The organism is Methanomassiliicoccaceae archaeon DOK, from assembly GCA_009911715.1.
Taxonomy (GTDB): domain Archaea; phylum Thermoplasmatota; class Thermoplasmata; order Methanomassiliicoccales; family Methanomethylophilaceae; genus Methanoprimaticola.
In genome coordinates this window covers 1,229,479-1,249,403 of sequence record CP047880.1, presented here as the reverse complement: position 1 = coordinate 1,249,403, position 19,925 = coordinate 1,229,479, and the positions used below count along the sequence as shown (strand labels likewise).

General features: G+C 61.9%; 20 protein-coding genes. 14 read left to right on the top strand and 6 right to left on the bottom strand.

Features of this window, described 5'->3' with window-relative positions; translation table 11 throughout:
* Nucleotides 1-29: 29 nt before the first annotated feature.
* The 9 genes from JS82_06365 to JS82_06325 all read left to right on the top strand — a co-directional run bounded on the left by JS82_06365 (nucleotide 30) and on the right by JS82_06325 (nucleotide 8,973).
* Nucleotides 30-803: a 4Fe-4S dicluster domain-containing protein gene (locus JS82_06365; protein ID QHK17753.1), complete on the top strand. Its 774-nt coding sequence runs from the start codon at nucleotides 30-32 to the stop codon at nucleotides 801-803.
* A 204-nt stretch (nucleotides 804-1,007) separates the two neighbouring features.
* Entirely contained in the window at nucleotides 1,008-2,342 is a 1,335-nt protein-coding gene (locus tag JS82_06360; protein QHK17752.1) for an aminotransferase class I/II-fold pyridoxal phosphate-dependent enzyme, read from the top strand.
* A gap of 155 nt (nucleotides 2,343-2,497) precedes the next feature.
* Nucleotides 2,498-3,115: a hypothetical protein gene (locus tag JS82_06355; protein QHK17751.1), complete on the top strand. Its 618-nt coding sequence runs from the start codon at nucleotides 2,498-2,500 to the stop codon at nucleotides 3,113-3,115.
* Entirely contained in the window at nucleotides 3,112-4,353 is a 1,242-nt protein-coding gene (gene hemA, locus JS82_06350) for a glutamyl-tRNA reductase (GenBank protein ID QHK17750.1), read from the top strand. The genes JS82_06355 and hemA overlap by 4 nt, the downstream gene beginning before the upstream one ends.
* Nucleotides 4,354-4,355: 2 nt before the next feature.
* Entirely contained in the window at nucleotides 4,356-5,321 is a 966-nt protein-coding gene (gene hemB / locus JS82_06345) for a porphobilinogen synthase (GenBank protein ID QHK18419.1), read from the top strand.
* A 4-nt stretch (nucleotides 5,322-5,325) separates the two neighbouring features.
* Entirely contained in the window at nucleotides 5,326-6,594 is a 1,269-nt protein-coding gene (hemL, locus tag JS82_06340) for a glutamate-1-semialdehyde 2,1-aminomutase (protein ID QHK17749.1), read from the top strand.
* Entirely contained in the window at nucleotides 6,591-7,466 is an 876-nt protein-coding gene (gene hemC / locus JS82_06335) for a hydroxymethylbilane synthase (GenBank protein ID QHK17748.1), read from the top strand. The genes hemL and hemC overlap by 4 nt, the downstream gene beginning before the upstream one ends.
* A complete protein-coding gene (gene cobA / locus JS82_06330) occupies nucleotides 7,463-8,206 on the top strand; it encodes a uroporphyrinogen-III C-methyltransferase (protein ID QHK17747.1) in 744 nt (247 codons plus the stop codon). Before hemC ends, cobA begins: the two co-directional genes overlap by 4 nt.
* Nucleotides 8,203-8,973 (top strand): hypothetical protein, encoded by a 771-nt coding sequence (locus JS82_06325; protein QHK17746.1) that lies wholly within the window; start codon nucleotides 8,203-8,205, stop codon nucleotides 8,971-8,973. The genes cobA and JS82_06325 overlap by 4 nt, the downstream gene beginning before the upstream one ends.
* 62 nt (nucleotides 8,974-9,035) lie before the next feature.
* On the opposite strand, the gene JS82_06320 is transcribed toward JS82_06325, so the two are convergent.
* Nucleotides 9,036-9,434, bottom strand: a complete 399-nt coding sequence (locus JS82_06320) for a hypothetical protein (protein QHK17745.1) — start codon at nucleotides 9,432-9,434, stop codon at nucleotides 9,036-9,038.
* Between the two features lie 157 nt (nucleotides 9,435-9,591).
* Here JS82_06320 and JS82_06315 point away from each other — a divergent pair, with 157 nt between their 5' ends.
* Genes JS82_06315 through JS82_06305 form a run of 3 tightly spaced genes read left to right on the top strand, consistent with a single transcriptional unit; the run spans nucleotide 9,592 to nucleotide 11,136 of the window.
* Complete coding sequence (locus JS82_06315) at nucleotides 9,592-10,176, top strand: hypothetical protein (protein QHK17744.1); 585 nt, start codon at nucleotides 9,592-9,594, stop codon at nucleotides 10,174-10,176.
* A gap of 55 nt (nucleotides 10,177-10,231) precedes the next feature.
* Entirely contained in the window at nucleotides 10,232-10,564 is a 333-nt protein-coding gene (locus tag JS82_06310) for a hypothetical protein (GenBank protein ID QHK17743.1), read from the top strand.
* Nucleotides 10,565-10,608: 44 nt separating this feature from the next.
* Nucleotides 10,609-11,136 carry a hypothetical protein gene (locus JS82_06305; GenBank protein ID QHK17742.1) on the top strand — a complete coding sequence of 176 codons (528 nt, stop codon included), beginning with the start codon at nucleotides 10,609-10,611 and terminating at the stop codon, nucleotides 11,134-11,136.
* A gap of 53 nt (nucleotides 11,137-11,189) precedes the next feature.
* Here JS82_06305 and JS82_06300 read toward each other — a convergent pair whose 3' ends face one another.
* A complete protein-coding gene (locus JS82_06300; protein ID QHK17741.1) occupies nucleotides 11,190-11,471 on the bottom strand; it encodes a peptidylprolyl isomerase in 282 nt (93 codons plus the stop codon).
* A gap of 74 nt (nucleotides 11,472-11,545) precedes the next feature.
* Here JS82_06300 and JS82_06295 point away from each other — a divergent pair, with 74 nt between their 5' ends.
* Nucleotides 11,546-12,049, top strand: a complete 504-nt coding sequence (locus JS82_06295) for a hypothetical protein (GenBank protein QHK17740.1) — start codon at nucleotides 11,546-11,548, stop codon at nucleotides 12,047-12,049.
* A 637-nt stretch (nucleotides 12,050-12,686) separates the two neighbouring features.
* Complete coding sequence (locus JS82_06290) at nucleotides 12,687-14,207, top strand: hypothetical protein (GenBank protein ID QHK17739.1); 1,521 nt, start codon at nucleotides 12,687-12,689, stop codon at nucleotides 14,205-14,207.
* Nucleotides 14,208-14,330: 123 nt separating this feature from the next.
* Here JS82_06290 and JS82_06285 read toward each other — a convergent pair whose 3' ends face one another.
* From JS82_06285 to cbiD, 4 genes are read right to left on the bottom strand one after another with little or no spacing between them, the layout of a single operon-like run.
* On the bottom strand, nucleotides 14,331-15,692 hold the full coding sequence (locus tag JS82_06285) for a cobyrinate a,c-diamide synthase (GenBank protein QHK17738.1): 1,362 nt from the start codon (nucleotides 15,690-15,692) through the stop codon (nucleotides 14,331-14,333).
* Entirely contained in the window at nucleotides 15,689-17,686 is a 1,998-nt protein-coding gene (gene cobK, locus JS82_06280; protein ID QHK17737.1) for a precorrin-6A reductase, read from the bottom strand. Before cobK ends, JS82_06285 begins: the two co-directional genes overlap by 4 nt.
* A gap of 1 nt (nucleotide 17,687) precedes the next feature.
* Nucleotides 17,688-18,719: a cobalamin biosynthesis protein CbiG gene (locus JS82_06275; GenBank protein QHK17736.1), complete on the bottom strand. Its 1,032-nt coding sequence runs from the start codon at nucleotides 18,717-18,719 to the stop codon at nucleotides 17,688-17,690.
* Nucleotides 18,716-19,870 carry a cobalamin biosynthesis protein CbiD gene (gene cbiD, locus JS82_06270; protein QHK17735.1) on the bottom strand — a complete coding sequence of 385 codons (1,155 nt, stop codon included), beginning with the start codon at nucleotides 19,868-19,870 and terminating at the stop codon, nucleotides 18,716-18,718. Before cbiD ends, JS82_06275 begins: the two co-directional genes overlap by 4 nt.
* Nucleotides 19,871-19,925: the final 55 nt, after the last annotated feature.

The window sequence follows — 19,925 nt, the reverse complement described above, 5'->3', positions numbered from 1 at the left end:
TTATAACTTCCAGACGGCACCATGGCATCATGATCTTCGTCTTCTCCGGAACCGGGAACTCGTACTCCGTGGCCAAGCGCATCTCAGATGCCACGGGGGTGAAGATGGTCGATACCGCGGCTGCGGTGAGGTACAAGCGCTTCGGATACGACGCCGCCGGCGAGGACGTCGGCTTCGTGTTCCCCGTCTACTACTACGGGCTGCCCTCGATGGTCGCCACCCTCGCGGAGAACCTGGTCGTCAGGAATCCGGGAAGGGTATGGTGCGTCGCGACATGCGGCGAGGAGTCCGGAGGCGCGTGTGAGATGCTCGCGGAGAAGCTGTCCGGAAGGCTGGATTTCGACGCCTGTTACGACATCGTCATGCCAGACAACTCCATCTTCGCGTTCGAACCCCCCACGCCGGAGCAGGAGGCCGCAACACTGGAGGCCGCGGATGCGGAGGTCGAGAGGATCATCGCTTCCATCCAGGCGAAGGAGGACGGCGACTTCTGCCGTCACAAGGGCGACAGGGACTGGCGCGAGATCTATCCCATGTATGAGGAGCAGCGCGTGACGGAGCCGTTCGTCGTCACCGACAAGTGCATCGAGTGCAGGATATGCGAGGACATCTGCCCCGAGCAGATTATAAAGGTCTACCACCGCAAGCCGGTCTGGGACGAGGAGAAGTGTTCCCTCTGCATGGGATGCCTGGAACTGTGTCCCAAGCAGGCGATAGAGTACGGGGAGGAGACCGTCGGACGCCGCAGGTTCTTCAACAAGGCGTACTACGAGAGGAGCATCGGGATCCCGTTGAAGTACTGAGGGCTCTGGTAAACAATTTCCACAATCTCCATTCAAAGACCAATGAGCCAGTGCGGTCGGTCGGATTCCGATCCGGCTGTGAATCGGGACGGGTCCCGGGGAATACGCAGACGCCCGGGTCTTGACGTTGTAGAGGTCTCGGCTCGGAACCGTCCCTCAAGCACGGTATATAGTATGATGGCAATCCCGCGGAAGGGATTTTCCATGGGATTCAGAGACGACAGGAACGTTCCGGAGAGCCCGCTGAACCCGGCGGGTCAGAGATTCGAGACCGTCATGCTCCATGCCGGGCAGGAGTCGCCCGACCCAGCGTCGGACGCCCGTGCCACGCCGATCTACCTCACCACGTCCTATGTTTTCAGGGACTGCGACGACGCGGCGGACAGGTTCGCCCTCAGGAAGGAGGGGAACATCTACAGCAGGCTCACGAACACGACTACGGACGCCTTCGAGAGGAGGGTCGCCGCGCTGGAGGGAGGGACCGCCGCGCTGGCAGTCGCCTCTGGCGCCGCCGCGATCACGTACACCATCAACAACCTGGCGTTCTCGGGGGACCATATCGTGTCGTCCATCTCGATCTACGGGGGGACCATCAACTACTTCGACCACACCCTGAAGTCGTACGGGGTGGACTGCACGTTCGTCGACCCCACGCAGCCCGATCCGATAGGGAACTTCGAGAGGGCCATCCGGGAGAACACGAAGGCCGTGTTCGTGGAGACCATAGGGAACCCCAACGCCAACCTCGTCGACATAGACGCCCTGGCGGAGATGTGCCACAGGCACGGAATCCCGCTGGTCGTGGACAACACCTTCGCGACGCCTTACCTCTTCAGGCCCCTGGAGCACGGTGCGGACATCGTCGTCGAGTCCGCGACCAAGTTCATCGGAGGGCACGGCCTGGTCCTCGGAGGGGTCATCATCGAGAACGGCAGGTTCGACTGGGTGGGTTCCGGGAGGTTCCCCCAGCTGTCCGAGCCGGATCCGAGCTACCACGGAGTCTGCTTCGCAAAGGACATGCCGGACGCGCCGTTCTGCAACAGGATACGCGCGATCATCCTAAGGGACATGGGCGCGTGCATCTCGCCCGTCAACTCGTTCGCCCTCATGCAGGGGCTGGAGACGCTCTCTCTGAGGGTGGAGCGCCACGTCTACAACACCCAGAGAGTGGTGGAGTTCCTCGCCGGGCACCCGAAGGTCGAGAGGGTCAACCACCCGATGCTGCCCGACCATCCGGACCACGCGCTGTACGAGCGCTACTTCCCAAACGGGGCCGGATCGATCTTCACGTTCGAGACCAAGGGCGGCAGGGAGGGGGCGAAGCGCTTCGCCGACTCACTGAGGCTGTTCTCGCTTCTCGCCAACGTCGCCGACATGAAGTCGCTGGTGATCCCGCCTGCGATAACCACCCATTCACAGCTCACCGACGAGCAGCTGGAGGAGGCGGGTATAAGGCCGTCGACCATCAGGCTGTCCATCGGCTGCGAGCACATCGACGACATCATAGCAGACCTGTCCCAGGCGCTGGACAGGGTGTGAAGTCGTAAACTTTATCCGCCAGTCGGGGCCCTCCGGCCCCTTTCTTTTATAGTGCATACTTTCTGTCGGTTGGACGCATAAACCAAGACTTTATCACATCCTTCGCCATAGGGGTCGACCAGTTGGAGGAAGGTGCTCTTTTGGAGAAGGTTCAGATGTCTCCTATCCTGCTGTCGCCCGGCGACCGTCTGGTCACCGTGTTCGGCGGAGGTAGGGTAGCCCTGCGCAAGTGCAGGCACTTCGACGGATTCAGGATCAGGGTCGTCTCGCCCGAGGTCCTCCCCGAGCTCGAGGAGCTGGCGGACGAGGTCGTCCGCGAGGCGGTCGACCCGGAGACGGCCGCAGGGTACATGGACGGCTCGGACATAGTGGTCGCCGCCACGGCGAGCCACGAGCTCAACGACGCGATCCGCGACGTCTCCATGTCCAGGGGCATCATGACGAACTCCGCCCACGGCGGAGGAGACGTCCTCATACCATCGACACTCCACCGTGACGGGTTCACCGTGACGGTGTCCTCCGAGGGCCGCGTGCCCGCGTTCCCGCCCTATGTGATAGAGAGGATAGACGAGTTCCTCGACCCGTCGTACGACTCCATGCTGGAGCTCCTCGTGGAGCTGAGGAAGGTGATCCGCGACAGGATCCCCACACAGCCCGGCAGGGCGGAGTTCCTGGCGGGGGTGCTCGCAGACGGGGACATCTGGACGATGCTCAGGCAGGGGGACCGCGACGGGGCGTACGCGGCGGCACTGGAGAGAGGCGGTCTATCATGATCGTTAGCATGCATGTCACACACTCCTCCGCGGGGGGCACGGAGGGTCTGAACAACGTAGTCCCCATACTGGAGGCCGAGGTCGGCAAGAGGGTTTCCGTCATGGACCAGGTCTCCGAGTTCGTCATCGTCAGGACCTGCAACCGCTTCGAGGTCTACACCGCGACCTCCGACAACAGGACGGTGTCCGACTACCTGCAGTCGATCCTGAGGACGATAGTCCCGTCCACCAACATCTCGTACATACTGGAGGACAGGGAGAGCATAAGGCACCTGTTCAGGGTGGTCTGCGGCCTCGACTCGCTCATAGTCGGCGAGGACCAGATCCAGCACCAGGTCAGGGAGTCGTACATGGACGCCAGGGAGAAGGGCCATGTGGGCCCCATGCTGACGCGCCTGTTCGACAACGCCATGATCGTCGGCAAGAGGGTCAGGTCCGAGACCGCCCTGAACAAGGGGGCCGTCTCGGTCGGTTCCGCCGCCGTGGAGCTGGCGGAGAGCAAGATCGGCGACCTGGGCGGGAAGGCCATCACGATCCTCGGTGCCGGTGACATAGCCTCGGTCATCTCAAAGAACCTGGTCGGCAAGAACGTCGGCACGGTCATCGTCTCCAACAGGACGTACAGCCGCGCCATCGAGCTCGCAGACGAGCTCGGCGGGAAGGCCGTGAGCATGGCCCGTCTGACCGAGGCCGTGGCGGAGTCCGACCTGGTCCTGGTGGCCACGGGGGCCCCGCACGCGGTCCTGCACAGGCACCATGTCGAGGACGCTATGAGGACGCGTCCGGACAGGAAGCTGCTGATCATCGACGTGTCGATCCCCCGCAACACCGACGCGGACGTCAAGGAGATCCCCAACGTCGAGCTCGACAACATGGACTCGCTGCAGACGATCGCCATGCGCAACGTCGAGCGCAGGAAGCACGAGATCGCATCCGCGGAGAGGATCATCGGCCAGGAGCTGGCCAGGATGGACGCGGAGCAGAAGGAGCAGATAGCGAACGACGTAATCCGCAGGCTGGGCCTGAAGCTGGCCGGGATAAGGGACCACGAGCTGGAGACCGCGATGTCCAAGGCTGGGTCCACCGATGTAAACGTGCTCCTGGACGACCTGTCCAGGGCGCTCACAAACAAGTTCACGGCCGAACTCTACAAGAATCTGAGGGAGGCCTCACGCGACGGCCGCATAGACATGTGCAACGCCGCCGTCGATCTTTTCGGACTGAGGGATGTAGAATGATGATGTACCCAGATGTGCGTCTCAGGAGACTGAGAGTGAATGACAGGATGAGGAACCTGGTCGCCGAGACCAGGCTGCACCCGGACGAGTTCGTGCTGCCGATCTTCTTCGACGCGAACATTGACAGGATGAAGACGACGGGGTCGATGCCCGGCGTGGAGACCTACCCGCTCTCCGGCTACCAGGACATCGCCGCGGGCATACAGGACAGCGGTGTGAACTCCGTCCTGGTGTTCGGTGTCCCCTCGCACAAGGACTCCTGCGGAAGCGGGGCGTACGAGAAGGACGGGGTCGTGCAGAAGGCCATCGCCGGGCTCAAGGAGAACTCGGACATGCTGGTCATCGCGGACCTGTGCCTCTGCGAGTACACCGACCACGGGCACTGCGGCGTCCTGGACGGTGACGGCTACGTCATGAACGACGAGACCATCGAGCTGTACGGCAGGACCGCGGTCTCCCAGGCGGAGGCCGGCGCCGACATCATCGCGCCGAGCGGCATGATGGACGGCCAGATCGCGGCGATCAGGATCGCGCTGGACGACGCCGGGTTCAAGAACGTGCCCATCATGGCGTACAGCGCCAAGTTCTACAGCGCGTACTACGGCCCGTTCAGGGACGTCGCCAACTCCGCTCCCGGGAAGGGCAACCGCGCGGGCTACCAGATGCCCTGCGGCAACAGGCTGGAGGCCATGAGGGAGATCGAGATGGACGTGGCCGAGGGCGCGGACATGATCATGGTCAAGCCCGCCGGCCCATACCTGGACATCATCAGGGACGCCAGGGAGAGGTTCGACCTCCCGCTGGCCGCCTACCAGGTGTCCGGGGAGTACGCCATGATCAAGGCCGCCGCGCAGAACGGATGGATCGACGAGGAGAGGATCATGATGGAGTCCCTCCTCGGGATCAAGAGGGCCGGCGCCGACATCATAATAACATACTTCGCGAGGGAGGCCGCAAGGCTTCTTTGATAGCATGGACAGATCGGAGGAGCTTTACAGCGAGTCGCACGCGGTCACCCCGGGCGGCGTGTCCAGTCCGGTCAGGGCGTTCAAGCCCTACCCCCTCTTCATCGAGTCCGGCGACGGATGCAGGATGAGGGACGCGGATGGGAAGGAGTACATCGACCTATGCATGGCCTACGGGCCGCTCATCACCGGCCATGCCCATCCGAGGGTCATGGACGCCGCCAGGAGCCAGCTGGAGAGGGGAACCGTCTACGGAGCCCCGTCCGAGGCCGAGCTGGCGCTCATCGAGAGGATCCACAAGGAGGTCCCCTGTGCCGAGATGGTCAGGCTGGCCTGCTCGGGCACCGAGGCCACCATGCACGCGATCCGCGTCGCGCGCGGAGTCACCGGAAGGGACGACATTGTCAAGATGAAGGGAGGGTTCCACGGCGCCCACGACGCCGCCCTGGTCAACGCGGGCAGCGGCTCGGCGGAGGGCGTACCCTCGTCCAAGGGCGTGCTGGCGGACACGGCCAGGCACACCCATGTCGTGGAGTACAACGACGCCCAGGCCATGGCCGACCTCCTGGAGGGGAACGGGGACATCGCCTGCGTCATAATGGAGCCCGTCCTGGGGAACGTGGGGGTCATCCCGCCGCAGAAGGGCTATCTCGAGGAGGTCAGGAAGATCACCGCCGAGAACGATGTCATCCTGATCTTCGACGAGGTCATCACCGGCTTCAGGGTGTCCTCCGGAGGAGCCCAGAAGAGGTACGGGGTCACCCCCGACATGACCACAATGGCGAAGATCATCGGAGGGGGTTTCCCCGCCGGCGCGTTCATGGGGAAGAGGGAGATCATGGAGAACGTCGCCCCGGAGGGGCCGGTCTACGTGGCCGGGACGTTCGCCGGCAACCCCGTCTCGGCATCGGCCGGACTCGCCCAGATCGACCTTATGTGCTCAGACGACAACTACTCCAAACTGGAGAGGGCCACCCAGTCCGTGGTGTCCACCATCAGGGACTCCATGCAGGATGCGGGGGTCAGGGGATGCGTCAACTCCGTCGCCTCGATGTTCGCCGTCTTCTTCGGACCAGAGGAGGTCACCAACGGATCCCAGACCGAGAATGTCGACCGCGCCATGTTCGACAGGATGTTCAGGTACATGCTGGCCCACGGCGTCTACCTGCCGCCGTCGGCCCTGGAGGACGACTTCATGTCGATCGCCCACGACGAGGAGGCGGTCTCCCAGCTGGAGGAGGCCTTCAAGGGATTCTTCTCGGAGGTCAAGGGATGAGGGTTGGAACCCGCGAGAGCAAACTCGCCATGAGGCAGACGGAGATCTTCTGCGAGAGGATGGCGGAGCTCAACCCCGACATCCGTTGCGACGTCGTGGGGCTCAAGTCCCTCGGCGACATCGACCTGACGTCCCCGCTGGACAAGATGGCCGCCACCGGCGCCTTCGTGCGCGAGCTGGACGAGGCCATGAAGCAGGACCAGATCGACTGCTCCGTCAATTCCCTGAAGGACATACCCATCGATGTCGACCCCGAGCTCACGGTGGTCGCCATATTCCCCCGCGACTCGGACGAGGACGTGATCCTCCCCTGCCCGCTGGAGGATCTCCCCGAGGGGGCGAAGGTCGGGACGGCCTCTGTCAGGAGGAGGAACATGCTCCACGAGGTCCGCCCGGACCTGGTCATAGAGAACCTGAGGGGGAACATACATACCCGCCTCAGACGTCTGGACGACGGGGACTTCGACGCGATAATCCTGGCCAAGGCGGGTATGGACCGCATGGGGATCGACCGCCCCATGTTCGTTCTGGACAAGAGGCAGTTCGTACCAGCCCCCGCGCAGGGAGCCATCGCCGTGGAGTGCAGGATGGACGACGACGAGACGAGGAGGGCCCTGCAGAAGCTGGACGACAGGCCCACCAGGACCGCCGTCGGCGTCGAGAGGGGCATTATGAAGCTGATGGGCGCGGGATGCTCGTCGCCCGTCGGAATAAACGCCGTCGTCGACGGGGACGTGGTCCACGTGAGGGCGGTGTCTTACGGTTACACGGATGAACCCAGGAGGGTCGAGAAGGACCTGCCCATAGACTACGTCATGGACGAGCTCCTGGACATCTCTGACTATCTCACAGGAAGGAGGGACACGATTTGACAGGCAAGGTGTATCTGGTTGGAGCCGGTCCCGGGGACCCCGGGCTGTTCACGATCAAGGGGCTGCAGCTCCTGAGGGAGGCGGACGTCGTGATGTACGACGCCCTCGCCAACCCCGACCTGCTGAAGGAGTGCAGGCCGGATGCCGAGCTCATCGACGCGGGCAAGAGGGCCAGGGACCATCATCTCAGCCAGTGGCAGACCAACGAGCTGCTGGTCAAATACGCCCAGGAGGGGAAGACCGTGGTCCGTCTCAAAGGCGGCGACCCGTTCCTCTTCGGCCGCGGGGCCGAGGAGGCCGAGGAGCTCAGGAAGGCGGGCGCGGAGGTCCATGTCGTCCCCGGCGTGTCGTCCTCGATCTCCGTCCCGGAGCTGGCAGGGATCCCTGTGACCCACAGGGACCACACATCTCTGGTGACTTTCATCACAGGCCACGAGAAGGCCGACCGCACCGAGGACAGGGTCGACTGGAAGGCCCTCGTCGGAGGGCACGGGACCCTGGTGATCCTGATGGGTCTGGGGAACGCGGGCCACATCTCCCAGCAGCTCATAGAGGGGGGCATGTCACCCGACATGCCCGCTGCGATCATCTCCAAGGGCTCGACCCCGGAGCAGAAGGTCGCTGTCACGACGGTGTCCGGACTGGAGGCCGCGATAAGGGACAACGAGCTGGAGCCCCCGGGAATCATGGTCATCGGCTCCGTCGCGAAGGTCCGCGACATCCTGGGGGACCTCGCGTGACCACCGTAGGCTTCACCCGTCCGTCCGTGAGGATCAAGGACTCGGTGCAGGAGGCCAGGGACCTCGGGTTCGACGTCATGGCCGCGCCGTCCCTGGAAATCATGCCGGGGGACGAGTCGGAGTTCAAGAGGCTGGAGGACTCCGTGACCGACGGGTGCGTCGTGGTCTTCGGGTCGTCCACCGCGGTGGAGCAGTGCCAGAAGTACTTCGGCGACCGTCTCGTGGGCGTCTTCCAGGGGGCGAAGATCGTATCCATCGGCCCGGCCACCACCAAGAGGCTGACCGCCGCCGGGTTCCAGGTCGACGCCGTCCCGGAGGACTTCTCGTCCTACGGCCTGGTCGACCTCCTCAAAGGGGAGGCGTCCGGCAGGAGGATCGTCGTCATACGCTCCGACAGCGGTTCGGACGTGCTCTCGGACGGCCTCAGGGCAGCCGGGGCGGACCTGGTGGACATCGCGTCCTACAAGCTCAAGGAGGTCGGCATGTGCCCGGCGCTCCTCCACATGATGATCGCTGTGAAGAGGGCCCAGATGGACGTCATGGCGTTCACGTCGCCGATGTCGGCATCCTCGTTCATAAGGCATCTCGAGGAGCACTACGGCAAGGAGAAGGGTGACGAGTACCTCCGCCAGATAAAGATCGCCGCCATAGGCAGACCGACGTCGGAGAGGCTGGAGAGCCTGGGGTTCAAGCCCGACATCGTGCCAGAGGACACGACGTTCCACGACATGCTCCTGGCGATAAAGGCCGCCTTCCCGGAGTCCTGAAAACTATCGCCGGGTCCGTCGTGACGTGACGGACCCGGACTTCATTTTGCATTTTGAGATAATCAGAGCATCTTCGAGCAGGACGGGATCTGCCTGCAGGCGACCGAGAAGCAGTACACCTGCGCGTCTGCACCCTTCAGGCCCAGGAGCGCGGACTGCCAGTTGACCACGGGGAGGTCGTCGCAGAGCAGGAAGTTGCATCTGATGCCGGCCGACATCTCCTGCTTGAAGTACCTCTCCAGGTCCTTGGGGAAGTCGATGCCGTTGTCGCTCATGACCTCCCTGTCGACGAGGATGGTCTTCGACTCCGGCTCCTGCCTCCTGATCTCGGCCGTGACGAGACCGATGAGCCCTTCGAGGCCCTCCGTCCTCAGGCCTGCGATGACCTTGAAATCGGGGTTCCTTACGAAGTCCTCCAGCTTGTCTCTGGGGTCGCTCTCAACCGGACATGAGTAAACCATGAGTCGCGAATCGGCCTCCCATTAAATTAAGGTTCACCACAAATGGACGGAATGCGGAGGTTTCTCGGTTTCAAATATTTAACCTTTCCTAAACGTCCAGCTACTAATTTTGTACTGCGTTCAAATTTATATAGAAGCGATAGCGATTCTACAAAGCATGTCATTCTTCGACAACACAAAAATCGCCGGATGGGCGTTCTTCATCATCGGAATTCTGATGATAATTTCGGCCATCATGGACATCTGGAATGGCGCAGGAGCCACCGGCTCCCTCTCCGACAACGCTGGTTACGTTGTCGCTGGAATCGGTAGCCTGATTGCGGCAATCCTGTACTTCCTGTTCGGAAACAAGGTCCGCAATGGAACAATCTCCGCAAAGATCGACGTCCTGGGTAACTACGTCAGGATCGTCGGAGTCACGACCGTCATCATCAACCTGTTCGCACTGATCGGATACGCAGTCGTGGGCGAGACCGCTCTTGCGACGTTCGTCGTCTGGATCATCCTCGGTATCATCATCGCATGGATCGGCGGAAAGGTCAACGACGGAAAGACTACCAACTTCGACAAGATCCTCTGGATCATCCTCCTGATCATCTTCGTCATCCTCTTCATCGGAAGCCTCCTCGGCATCGGTGGAGACGTGGTCGACATCGTCAAGGCCATCTGTTACGCCATCGTCTACCTCTTCATGATCATCTTCATGTTCGATGAGGATGTCAGGAAGAAGATGGGCATCTGATCGGAAGACTGACAGTCAGCAAACATCTTTCAAACCCCTTACCCCTTTTAGGGGCATGGAACCATGCCCAGCAGCATCCGAGGACGGAACATCGATGTCCGAGCGTGTCGCCGCATTCCTCAGGGACAGGTCCACCGACTCCGTCCTGGGGCCCAGGCGCTACGGGAGGGAAGAGACGGTGGGATACGTGGTGGACACGGCGGTCTCGATGGGCCTGAGGGTTTGGACGGACAGGAACCCCGTCGAGAACCCTGACGTCATCATCCTGGACCACTGGTCCCAGCTGGACTCGCACAGTTCCGTGATCGAGTCGAATCCCGATGCGGACGTCCTGTTCGGGCAGGACCTGTGCCATCAGGTGCCCGCAGTGGTCAGGCACAGGCAGTGAGAACTATTATGACTTAAGTTGAGGATATACGGCCCGGTGGTAAAGTGGAAGTAACCATCGAGAAGTTCAATCCGTGGAAGGACTCCCTCATATCGGGGATCTTCCTGGTGCTGCTCGGGATAATCATGATGGTCCTCCAGGGTGAGTCCCTCGACATCATCCTGATCATCGCCGGCATCCTCTGTCTGATCATGGGGATCTTCACCCTCTACGGAGGACTGAAATCCAAGTTCACACCGACCCTAGTGATGGGTGCCATCCTCCTGGTTCTTGGAGTCGCGCTCATCATACTGACCGAGCTGCTCGAGGATCTCCTCATGGCGATCCTGGCCCTCGGGCTGATCGTCGTTGGAATCGTGACCCTGTTCGGCCTCGGCGGCGGTTTCGCCGTGGCAAGGGGGAGCAAGGTCGTCTCCGTCGTTGTCGGCGTGCTGATGATCATCGTTGGTATCTACGCGCTGCTGAACCTCGACGGGACCGCAGACGTCGTCATGCTCGTCATAGGCGCCATCGTGTTCATCTCGGGACTGCTGCAGCTGTTCGAGTTCTACCAACTGAAGAAGGTCTCCTGAGACCATTGAAACAACGGGCCGGCCTATGCCGGCCCTTAAACAAACAACCGGGCTCACTTCTGCCCTGTGATCTTGATGACGTGGTATCCGAACTCGGTCTTGACGGGTCCGACGACGTCGCCTGTCTTGCCGTTGAAGCAGGCCTGCTCGAACTCGGGGACCATCTGGCCCTTGCCGAACCATCCGAGGTTCCCTCCCTTGGACTTGGAGGGGCATTTGGAGAACCTCTTCGCCAGCTCCGCGAAGTCCTCGCCCTTGGCGATGCGGTCCATGATCTTCTGAGCGTCCTTCTCGTTACCCACGAGGATGTGGGATGCGCAAACGGATTTCACCATGCGCGACGAATCCATGACCCCTCTTATTAGCGTTCCGAGGGGCTTCAAATACAACCCAATGCCATACACCGGACATGGGAAGGGATGTAGACAGGGTATCCCCTACGAGGGACCCTCTGGCAACGGCAGTGCTGATGCTCTTCATCGGCCTGATAATGGTCGTGATGGGCGCCGGTGCGCTGTCCGTGGTTGTGATATTCGCAGGTGTCATGCTGATGGTCTACGGGTCGTCGTCCATCAGCCGCGGGATAAGGTCGAACTCCAACGCCGACATGATCCTCGGAGTCGTGATGGCCGTTGTCGGTCTTCTTCTGGTGATCGCAACGGGCAGGATGACGAGCATCCTCATCATCGTCATGGCGCTGTTCCTGATGGCCCTGGGCGTGTTGGCGATCGTCACCAACCTGGACGCGGGCAATCGCAGGAGGAACACCGCGCTGGTCGTGGGCATCGTGATGATCATCGTCGGCGTGGTCCTGCTGGCGTATCCCGGGGCGACGACCGAGACGATGATGATAATCATCGGCGTCGTGCTGATCGTGGTGTCGCTGCTGAGCCTGTACTCATACATGCGTTGAACTCTGTGACGTGGGTTTCATCGGAAACCCTGCCACGGATCAGGCGATGACCCGGACGGGGTCAGGGGACATCGCCATAACGCTACATGCGCGGGCAGATGGCTTTGCTTAAAGGATCCTGCATAGCGTGCATCCTGATTTTATATCTGGTAGCAGATATCAATCCAGGCCGCAGGCGGCCGTCTTCTGACGGCCTAAGTGGTTTACCCGCTCGCGAGGCGGGTCATTTCAGAAGTTCGACGATGAGCCGAACCGTCTGAAGGACCAGGGACGCGATTTGTAGTATGGTTCCCTGGTCCTGATCCTTCCGATTCAGATACGCACCTCCTCGTAGTTCTCAGGTCATCGGGACCCACCACAGGGAAGCCCCCTGCGGTGGGCTTCCTCCCTGGCAATGCAGCGTGTGCATGCTCCGGATGTATTTCTTTTGGTGTGGGTTTACGTAACAACTTTCTCCGGATGCATTCCACACAATACAGATGCAATCGAAGCAGGGGAGATGTCCTGACAAGGGAAATTCAGGAGGCTGGTGGGCCAGGGTACCGTTACCAAACTCGTATGCCCGTAACCTGTCATCTCGCGTCTTCAGGACGGCCCCCCGATAGCAAAATAAAATCAGTATCCATATCCCCTGGCAATGAACGGGATGAACAAGGCGATCGTGGGGGTCGTCTTCGGTATTGCACTCATTTACTCTGCGCTGTCGCTGCTGCTGACGGTGCAGAACCTCATGGATACGGGTGTCGTCTCCATGTTCCTCTTCATGCCCCACGGAGGGGAGCTGGGGATCGACCTCGGGGAGTTCGCAGGGGCGTTCACCAACCTCTACGACTCCTTCGTGTCCCTGGTCGGCGGTCTGATCACCGACGACGCGGACACTCTGAAGATGATAGAGCTCGTGCTGGTCGTTGTCGGATTCGTCCTGGCCGCACTGGGGATGGTCACGAAGCCGTCCCTCGACTGCAAGGGGACCTCCAATCCTGCCCAGTACCTCTGGACCCACAGACCCAACTCGGCAGCCAGGTGCATCGCCGCCCCATGGGGGCTCATCACGGCGTGCTGGGAGAAGTCCAAGCCTCTGGCGATCGTTCCGATCGTCCTGCTGCCCTTCTATGCAATGTGGTCGCTGTTCATGACGCTGTTCCTGATAATCCCCTATGTGGTGGTCAGGCTCGCGATCGGCGCCAGGATCAAATCCGCAGCGAAGCGCGAGGGGAAGGAGTACGAGAAGTCGACCCAGTTCGCCGTCTGTCCGAAGTGCAAGAGGAACTTCGTCAGGCCCAAGGTCAAGTGCAAGTGCGGTCTGGACCTGGACTACCCGGTTCCCAACGAGTACGGTTACAAGAACCACGTGTGCAACAACGGCCACGAGATCCCATGCACATCCGGGAAGAGGTCCGGACTCAGGACAATTTGCCCCTACTGCGGGGCGGACATCGAGACAAGGGAGGCCATGCCAGTCTCCGTCGCGATGGTCGGTGCGGTCGGCTCTGGAAAGACCACGATGATGCTGGCTGCGGTCGACACCATCACGAAGATGGCCAGGACCAGGGACGTCTCCGTCGAGGCAGTGACACCCGGGATCTCCAGGCAGGCCATCATCGCCAAGGACGTCGCCCCGAAGACGGCTCCCGGAGAGCTGGACAGCGAGTGCCTCTTCCTGAGGTCCAGGACCATGCAGGACAAGGAGCTGCTGATCAACGACATCTCTGGACAGGAGTTCGAGCCCAGGGAGGGGAAGGCGCTCTTCGAGGAGTACTACACCTACACCGACGGCATCGTCTTCGCGTTCGACCCCATGTCTCTCACCAGGCAGAGGAAGGGCTCCACACCGATGGATGTGTTCGAGTCCTTCCACTTCATGTTCTCGCAGATCACGGGATCAAGTCCGAACAAGGTGTCGGACGTCCCCATGGCCGTCGTCGCCACGAAGAGTGACATCGTGAGCCCACAGCTCAAGGACAAGGATGTGAGGAGGTATCTGATGGAGAACGGCCAGGACGGCTTCGTCAGGGTCCTGGAATCGCTGTTCTCCGACGTCAGGTACTTCGCGGTGTCTTCGTACGGGGACGACTGCTCCTCAGCCGCCAGGCCGTTCTGGTGGATCGTCTCCAAGACCGACAAGGAGCTGGCAGAGGCCGTTCCGATCGATCTCTGAAAAAAGAATGCAGGGGGCTCCATGCCCCCATTTTTCAACCACGGTCCATTGTCAAATCAACGACAAGTCATGCCAATTGTTGTCATGAAATTGTCGGATCGTCAATGGCTGAATCTGGACCTGTCATATCGTGGTCCTGCGGTTCCTATACTCCAGGCATCTCTCCATGAACCTGGTCGCGAACTCCGGATTGGAGTAGTAGTACAGATGGGGGTACCCCGCCAGCATTGTGCCCGTGTCGTGCAGGCATGTGTACTCCCTTCCGCCGGTCTTCACAGCCTTCCAGTCAGATCCGCAGTTGTCGCTGTCCCAGTAGTGGAACTCGTGACCCTTGACCGAGAGGCCGCCCTTCGTCACGCCGTCGTCCCTCAGGGGGCTGAACGTTGCGTATCCGAACCTGGACAGCCTCCCGGTGTTCCTCACCTCTCCGGGGATGACGCCGCACATCCCGTGCATCACGCCGTCCTTGTCCTCCATCCTCTCGTGGAGGTACATGAACCCGCCGCACTCGGCGATGCAGGGCATGCCGCCCAGGACTTTGGACCGGATGTCTTCCATCATCGTCCTGTTGGACTCCAGCTCCTCGCAGTGGAGTTCGGGGTATCCGCCCGAGAGGACGATCCCGTCCACGTCCGGGAGGACGGGATCGCGCATCGGCGAGAACCTGACGATCTCCGCACCGCATCTCTCCAGGAGCTCCACGTTGTCCTCGTACGTGAAGCAGAACGTGTCGTCGTCGGCGAGGCCGATCCTGACATCACCATCTATCCTCCTGACCGCGGGGGCCTCGTACCGCAGGTCTGGCGCCTGGGAGGCGATCCTAACGAGCAGGTCGATGTCGAGGGTCCCCTCCAGAACATCCGCGAGCCTGTTGAGCTTGTCCTTCAGCTCTTCGATCTCCGAGGGCAGCACGAGGCCGAGGTGCCTGCTCTCCAGCACGAGGTCCGAGACCTTGGGGACGTACCCTATGGGCTCCACGCCCATCTCCCTGGCGGCCGGGGCGATGGTCTCGTACACCCTCTGGGACATGTTGTTGAAGATCACCCCTCTGATGTTGTTGGGTCTGAACTCCAGGAACCCCTTCAGCATCGGGAGCACGGACATGCTGGCGCCCCTGCAGTTGAGGAGCAGGACGACGGGGATGTCCAGCCTCTGCGAGACGTCGTATGAGCTGGCCTCGGAGCTGAGGATGCTTATGCCGTCGTAGAACCCCATCACGCCTTCGACCACGGAGATGTCGCAGGTCTCCGCCGTCCTGCCGAAGAGGTACCTCAGCGTGGGGTCGTCGCAGAAGAATGCGTCCAGGTTCTTCGACCTGGCGCCGATGACCCTTGAGTGGAACATGGGGTCGATGTAGTCGGGGCCGCACTTGAACGAGGCGACTTTCATGTCCCTGTTGACCAGCGCCTGCAGGATCCCGCAGGTGACGAGGGTCTTCCCCGATCCGCTGGCGGGGGCGGCGATCATGAAGCGGGGGAGGCTCATCTGCCCCTCACCACCGCGATGTACACGGGGTTCTGTCCGGTCATGAGATGGTACCTCCCCAGGCGTCTGGACCTCGCGACGGTGACGTTCACCAGCTCCTCCTCCACGAGCCCGAGGTCCTTGATGACCTGAAGCGTCTCGGACATGGTCTCGACCGTGACGGAGTTGATGGCGATCCTGACGTCCGGGTTCTTCCCCAGGAGGCACTGGACGATCTCCTTCAGGTTGCCTGCGGAACCGCCGATGAACGCGTGCGTCGGTGCGGGCAGCCCCTCCATGGCATCCGGTGCGAGGCCTCTGACGACCTCGATGTTGGATGCTTTGAACTTCCTCTTGTTGATCTCGATGAGGTCGGCGGCGACGTCTTCCCTCTCTATCGCGTACACCTTCCCCTCGTACGCGGTGAGGGCCATCTCCACCGACACGGAGCCGGTACCCGCGCCGACGTCGTACACGACGGAGTCTGGGGACAGCTTAAGCTTCGCCACGGACAGGACCCTGACCTCGCTCTTGGTCATCGGCGCGTCGCCGCGTGTGAACTCCTCGTCCGGAATGCCCACGGGGTTCCTGGTGTCCGGGTTCCCGTTGACGATCAGGGCCACGCACAGGTCCCCGAAGCTGTTGTCGAGGCATTCCGACGGCGTCCCGGAGAAGATCCTCTCGGTTGGGTATCCGAAGTCCTGACCGACCGTGACGGTCACGTCGTTGAGCCCGTAGTCGAAGAGCTGCCTGCACATGGCGTGGACGGTGTCCTCCCCCGAGAGGAGGGTGAACACCTTGGGGCGGGTGTTCACGAGTCCGACGATGTTCGACTCCCTGCCGTGGGCGCTGGTGAGGTAGGCGTCCTGCCAGGTCTCTCCGATCTTGGAGCACAGATACACGGCGGACGATATCCCCGCCTCCGTCTCCACTTCGTATTTGGATCTGTCCAGCTTGGACAGCAGGCCCTTCGCGCCGCTGTAGAATCCGATGTCGCCGGACAGGAGCACGGCGATCCTGCCGTACTCCGGATGGGAGTCGAGGTAGTCGACGATGACGTCCGACCTGTACTCCGACAGGACGTCCTTCCCGCTGGTGTCGACGGCCTCCAGCATGCGTCTGGCGCCGACCAGCAGGTCCGCCTCCCTGACCTTCTCCGACGCGCGGACGGTCATGTCGCCGGGTCCCATGCCTATCCCGACCAGCAGCACGCTCCTCCTTTCCACAGGGGCCAGTCCGGGCCCCTCGTGTGGGATGCCGAGCCTCTGCTCGAGCATGGAGACGACTTCTCCGTAGGGGTATCCCGAGTCGTCCGGCTTCCTGACCAGGACGACTGTGACCCCGGCCCTGCGTGCGGCGCGGACCTTCTCCTCGTAGCCGCCGACGGTCCCGGAGTCCTTGGTGACAAGGTATCTGGCGCCGATCTGTCTCAGGGTGGCGTAGTTGACGTCCTCGCTGAACGGTCCCTGGGCGCAGATGAGGTTCCTGCCCTCGAAGCCCAGCTCCGCGGCCCTCTTCACGGAATCCATGGTGGAGAGGACCCTGGCCACGACCCTGTCCCTGTAATCGGGGATGGCGGTGTACCTGTCCAGCTCCTTGGAGCCGGTTGCCGCGAGGATGACGCCTTCCCTGTCCTTCAGATACTCGACCGCGTCCGCGACCGAGTCGACCGTCACGATGTCCGAATCCGCGGACACGTTCGAGTCCTCCCGTCTCAGTCTGATGTACTCGGCTCCGGCCTGCTGGCAGCCTTCGCGTATGTGCTTCGACACTGTCGTGGCGTACGGGTGGGTGGCGTCGACGACGATCTCGTACATGTTCTCGGAGATCACCCTGGCGATGCCCTCGGCTCCGCCGCAGCTTCCGACCTGCACGTCGATGTTGTCGTCCGACTCCATTACCTCCGCGCCGTAGTCGGTCGCCACCCTGACGTGGACCATGACGCCCTTGGACGCCAGCCATCTGGCCAGCGTCCTTCCCTCTGTGGTGCCTGAGAAGATGAAAACGTCCTTCATTTCAAACGAACCTCGGTGTGATCTCACGGGAGCAGACCGCGACGGTCATGCCGTCCTCGGCCGTCTTCCTGAGCAGGAAACGGTTTCCGCCCGACGCCATCGCGGCGGAGCGCTCGCAGACGCAGTCCACGTCTGTGACGTGCCGCACGAACTGCGAGGATGTGAACTCCCCCGGGAGCGAGTTGAGCTCCTCCGAGGAGTAGAACCTGGATGGGACGCGGAGGTCGCGGGCCAGCCACAGTACCGCCTCCTCGTCCTCCTTGATGTCGATGCTGGCGACCGCGGCGACCCTCTCGGGGCACACGCCCAGGGCCTCCAGCTGTTTTACGACGAACCCCCTGAGCTTATCCGGGTCGGTGCCGCGCCTGCAGCCGACTCCGAGCACGATGTCCATGGGGACCAGGTTGAGCGTCGTGTCGAACGGCCTCCTCTCCGGATCGAAGGAGACGCAGACCCCGAACTCGCCAGAGTCGGCGGGGGATATCCCGTCCGGGAACTCCCCTTCGACTGGGATGTCGCTGTGGAACCCGACGAACCTCCCGTCCAGCACCCTTGCGGACACCTCCTTGGCGGTCCCGAGGGACGAGATCCTCAGGCCGTTCCTGACGGCGAACGTGTCCACGGAGAACTTCCCGTTCAGGTCGGTCGCCGTCGTGACGATCGGTTCGGCCCCGATGCCGTCCGCTATCCTCTGGGTCAGCAGGTTGCAGCCTCCGATGTGGCCCGAGAGCAGGGCGATCGCCCATCTGCCGTGCTCGTCCATGCAGACGACCGCAGGGTCGCTGTCCTTGCTCCGGATGAAGGGTGCGATGTGCCTGACGGCGATGCCGGTGGCCCCGACGAAGACGATGGCGTCGCACTCTCCGAACGCCCGTCCCGTCCATTCGCGGACGCTTCCCTCTATCCTCTCGATCCCGAGGCTGTCAGACGAGGTCTTGCTGAACAGTCTCACGTCCTCCCCCCGGAGCACTTCACCGACTCTGAGGGCCGTGGCGCATCCGTTGGTGGAGAACGCGACGATGTCTATCCTCATGCGCCGTCCCTCCCGATCTCCTCCCTGACCTCGTCAAGCATGGAATCGGCCAGGGACGTCTTGCCCAGGAGCCCGTAGACTGACGAGAACACCACGGCGGATGTCCTTATCGCGCCACCAGTGCGGTGGTTCATGTGGAACTCTATCTTCTCCATCAGCAGTTCGGAGACCTTCGGGACGAGCCCCGCGGAGTCGATGACCTCCAGCGCGTCATCCGTGGATATGCACTCAAGGATCCTGAGCACGGTCTGGATGTCCGCACCGGCGATCGCCGCGTTGGAGGCCAGGATCTCCATCCTGGCATCCGCGTTCCTGGAGTGGGTGTTCATGATCCCGGCGGCGAGCTTCACGGCCTTGCCGAGGTTCGAGACCAGGACCACGTCCGTGCCGAGCTCGCAAGCATGGTCCAGCATCTCGCCGACGAAGTTGCTGCACTTCACGGCGAAGTCGGAATCGATCCCGGGGATGTTGTCGCTGAAGTCCTTCCCGTAGTTTCCGGGGACCACCAGGAGCACCCTGTCGCCCGAAGCGGCGCGCATGTTCATCTCAGTCTTGACGGTGTCGATGAGGGCGGTCTCGCTCATGGGCTCGACGATCCCGCTGGTGCCCAGTATGGATATGCCTCCCGTTATCCCCAGGCGCGGATTGAATGTTTTTGCCGCGATGCCCTCGCCGTCCGGGACGGATATCACCGCTGAGAACCCCCCTCCATAGGAGCATGCGGAGGCCACGTCCTCTAGAGCCTCCCTTATCATGCTGCGGGGGACCCTGTTGATGGCCGCGTTGCCGGGGGGCTGGTCGAGCCCCTTGCGTGTCACACGTCCGACGCCGACACCGCCGTCGATGTCGATCCCGGAGTCCGTGAGCGTGACATCCGAGTAGACCAGGGCGCCGTGCGTGGCGTCTATGTCATCTCCTCCGTCCTTCCTCACTGCACATCTTGCGTGCGCGGAATCGAAGGTCAGGTCCTCCACGGGCAGGTCTAGCGTGATTCCCTTGGGGGTGTGTATGATCACGGATGAAACGGGGCTCTGCGTGAGGATCGCCTCCGCGGCCGCCTTGGATGCCGCGGCGGCGCACGTCCCGGTGGTGTGGCCTCTCCTCATTTTCTTGTTGTTCACGTAGGTGTAGAGCTCCGGGTATCCTGTCATCTGTGTCCACCAACCGGTGTCTCCATATTAATACAGCATATGGAGGATGTTGATT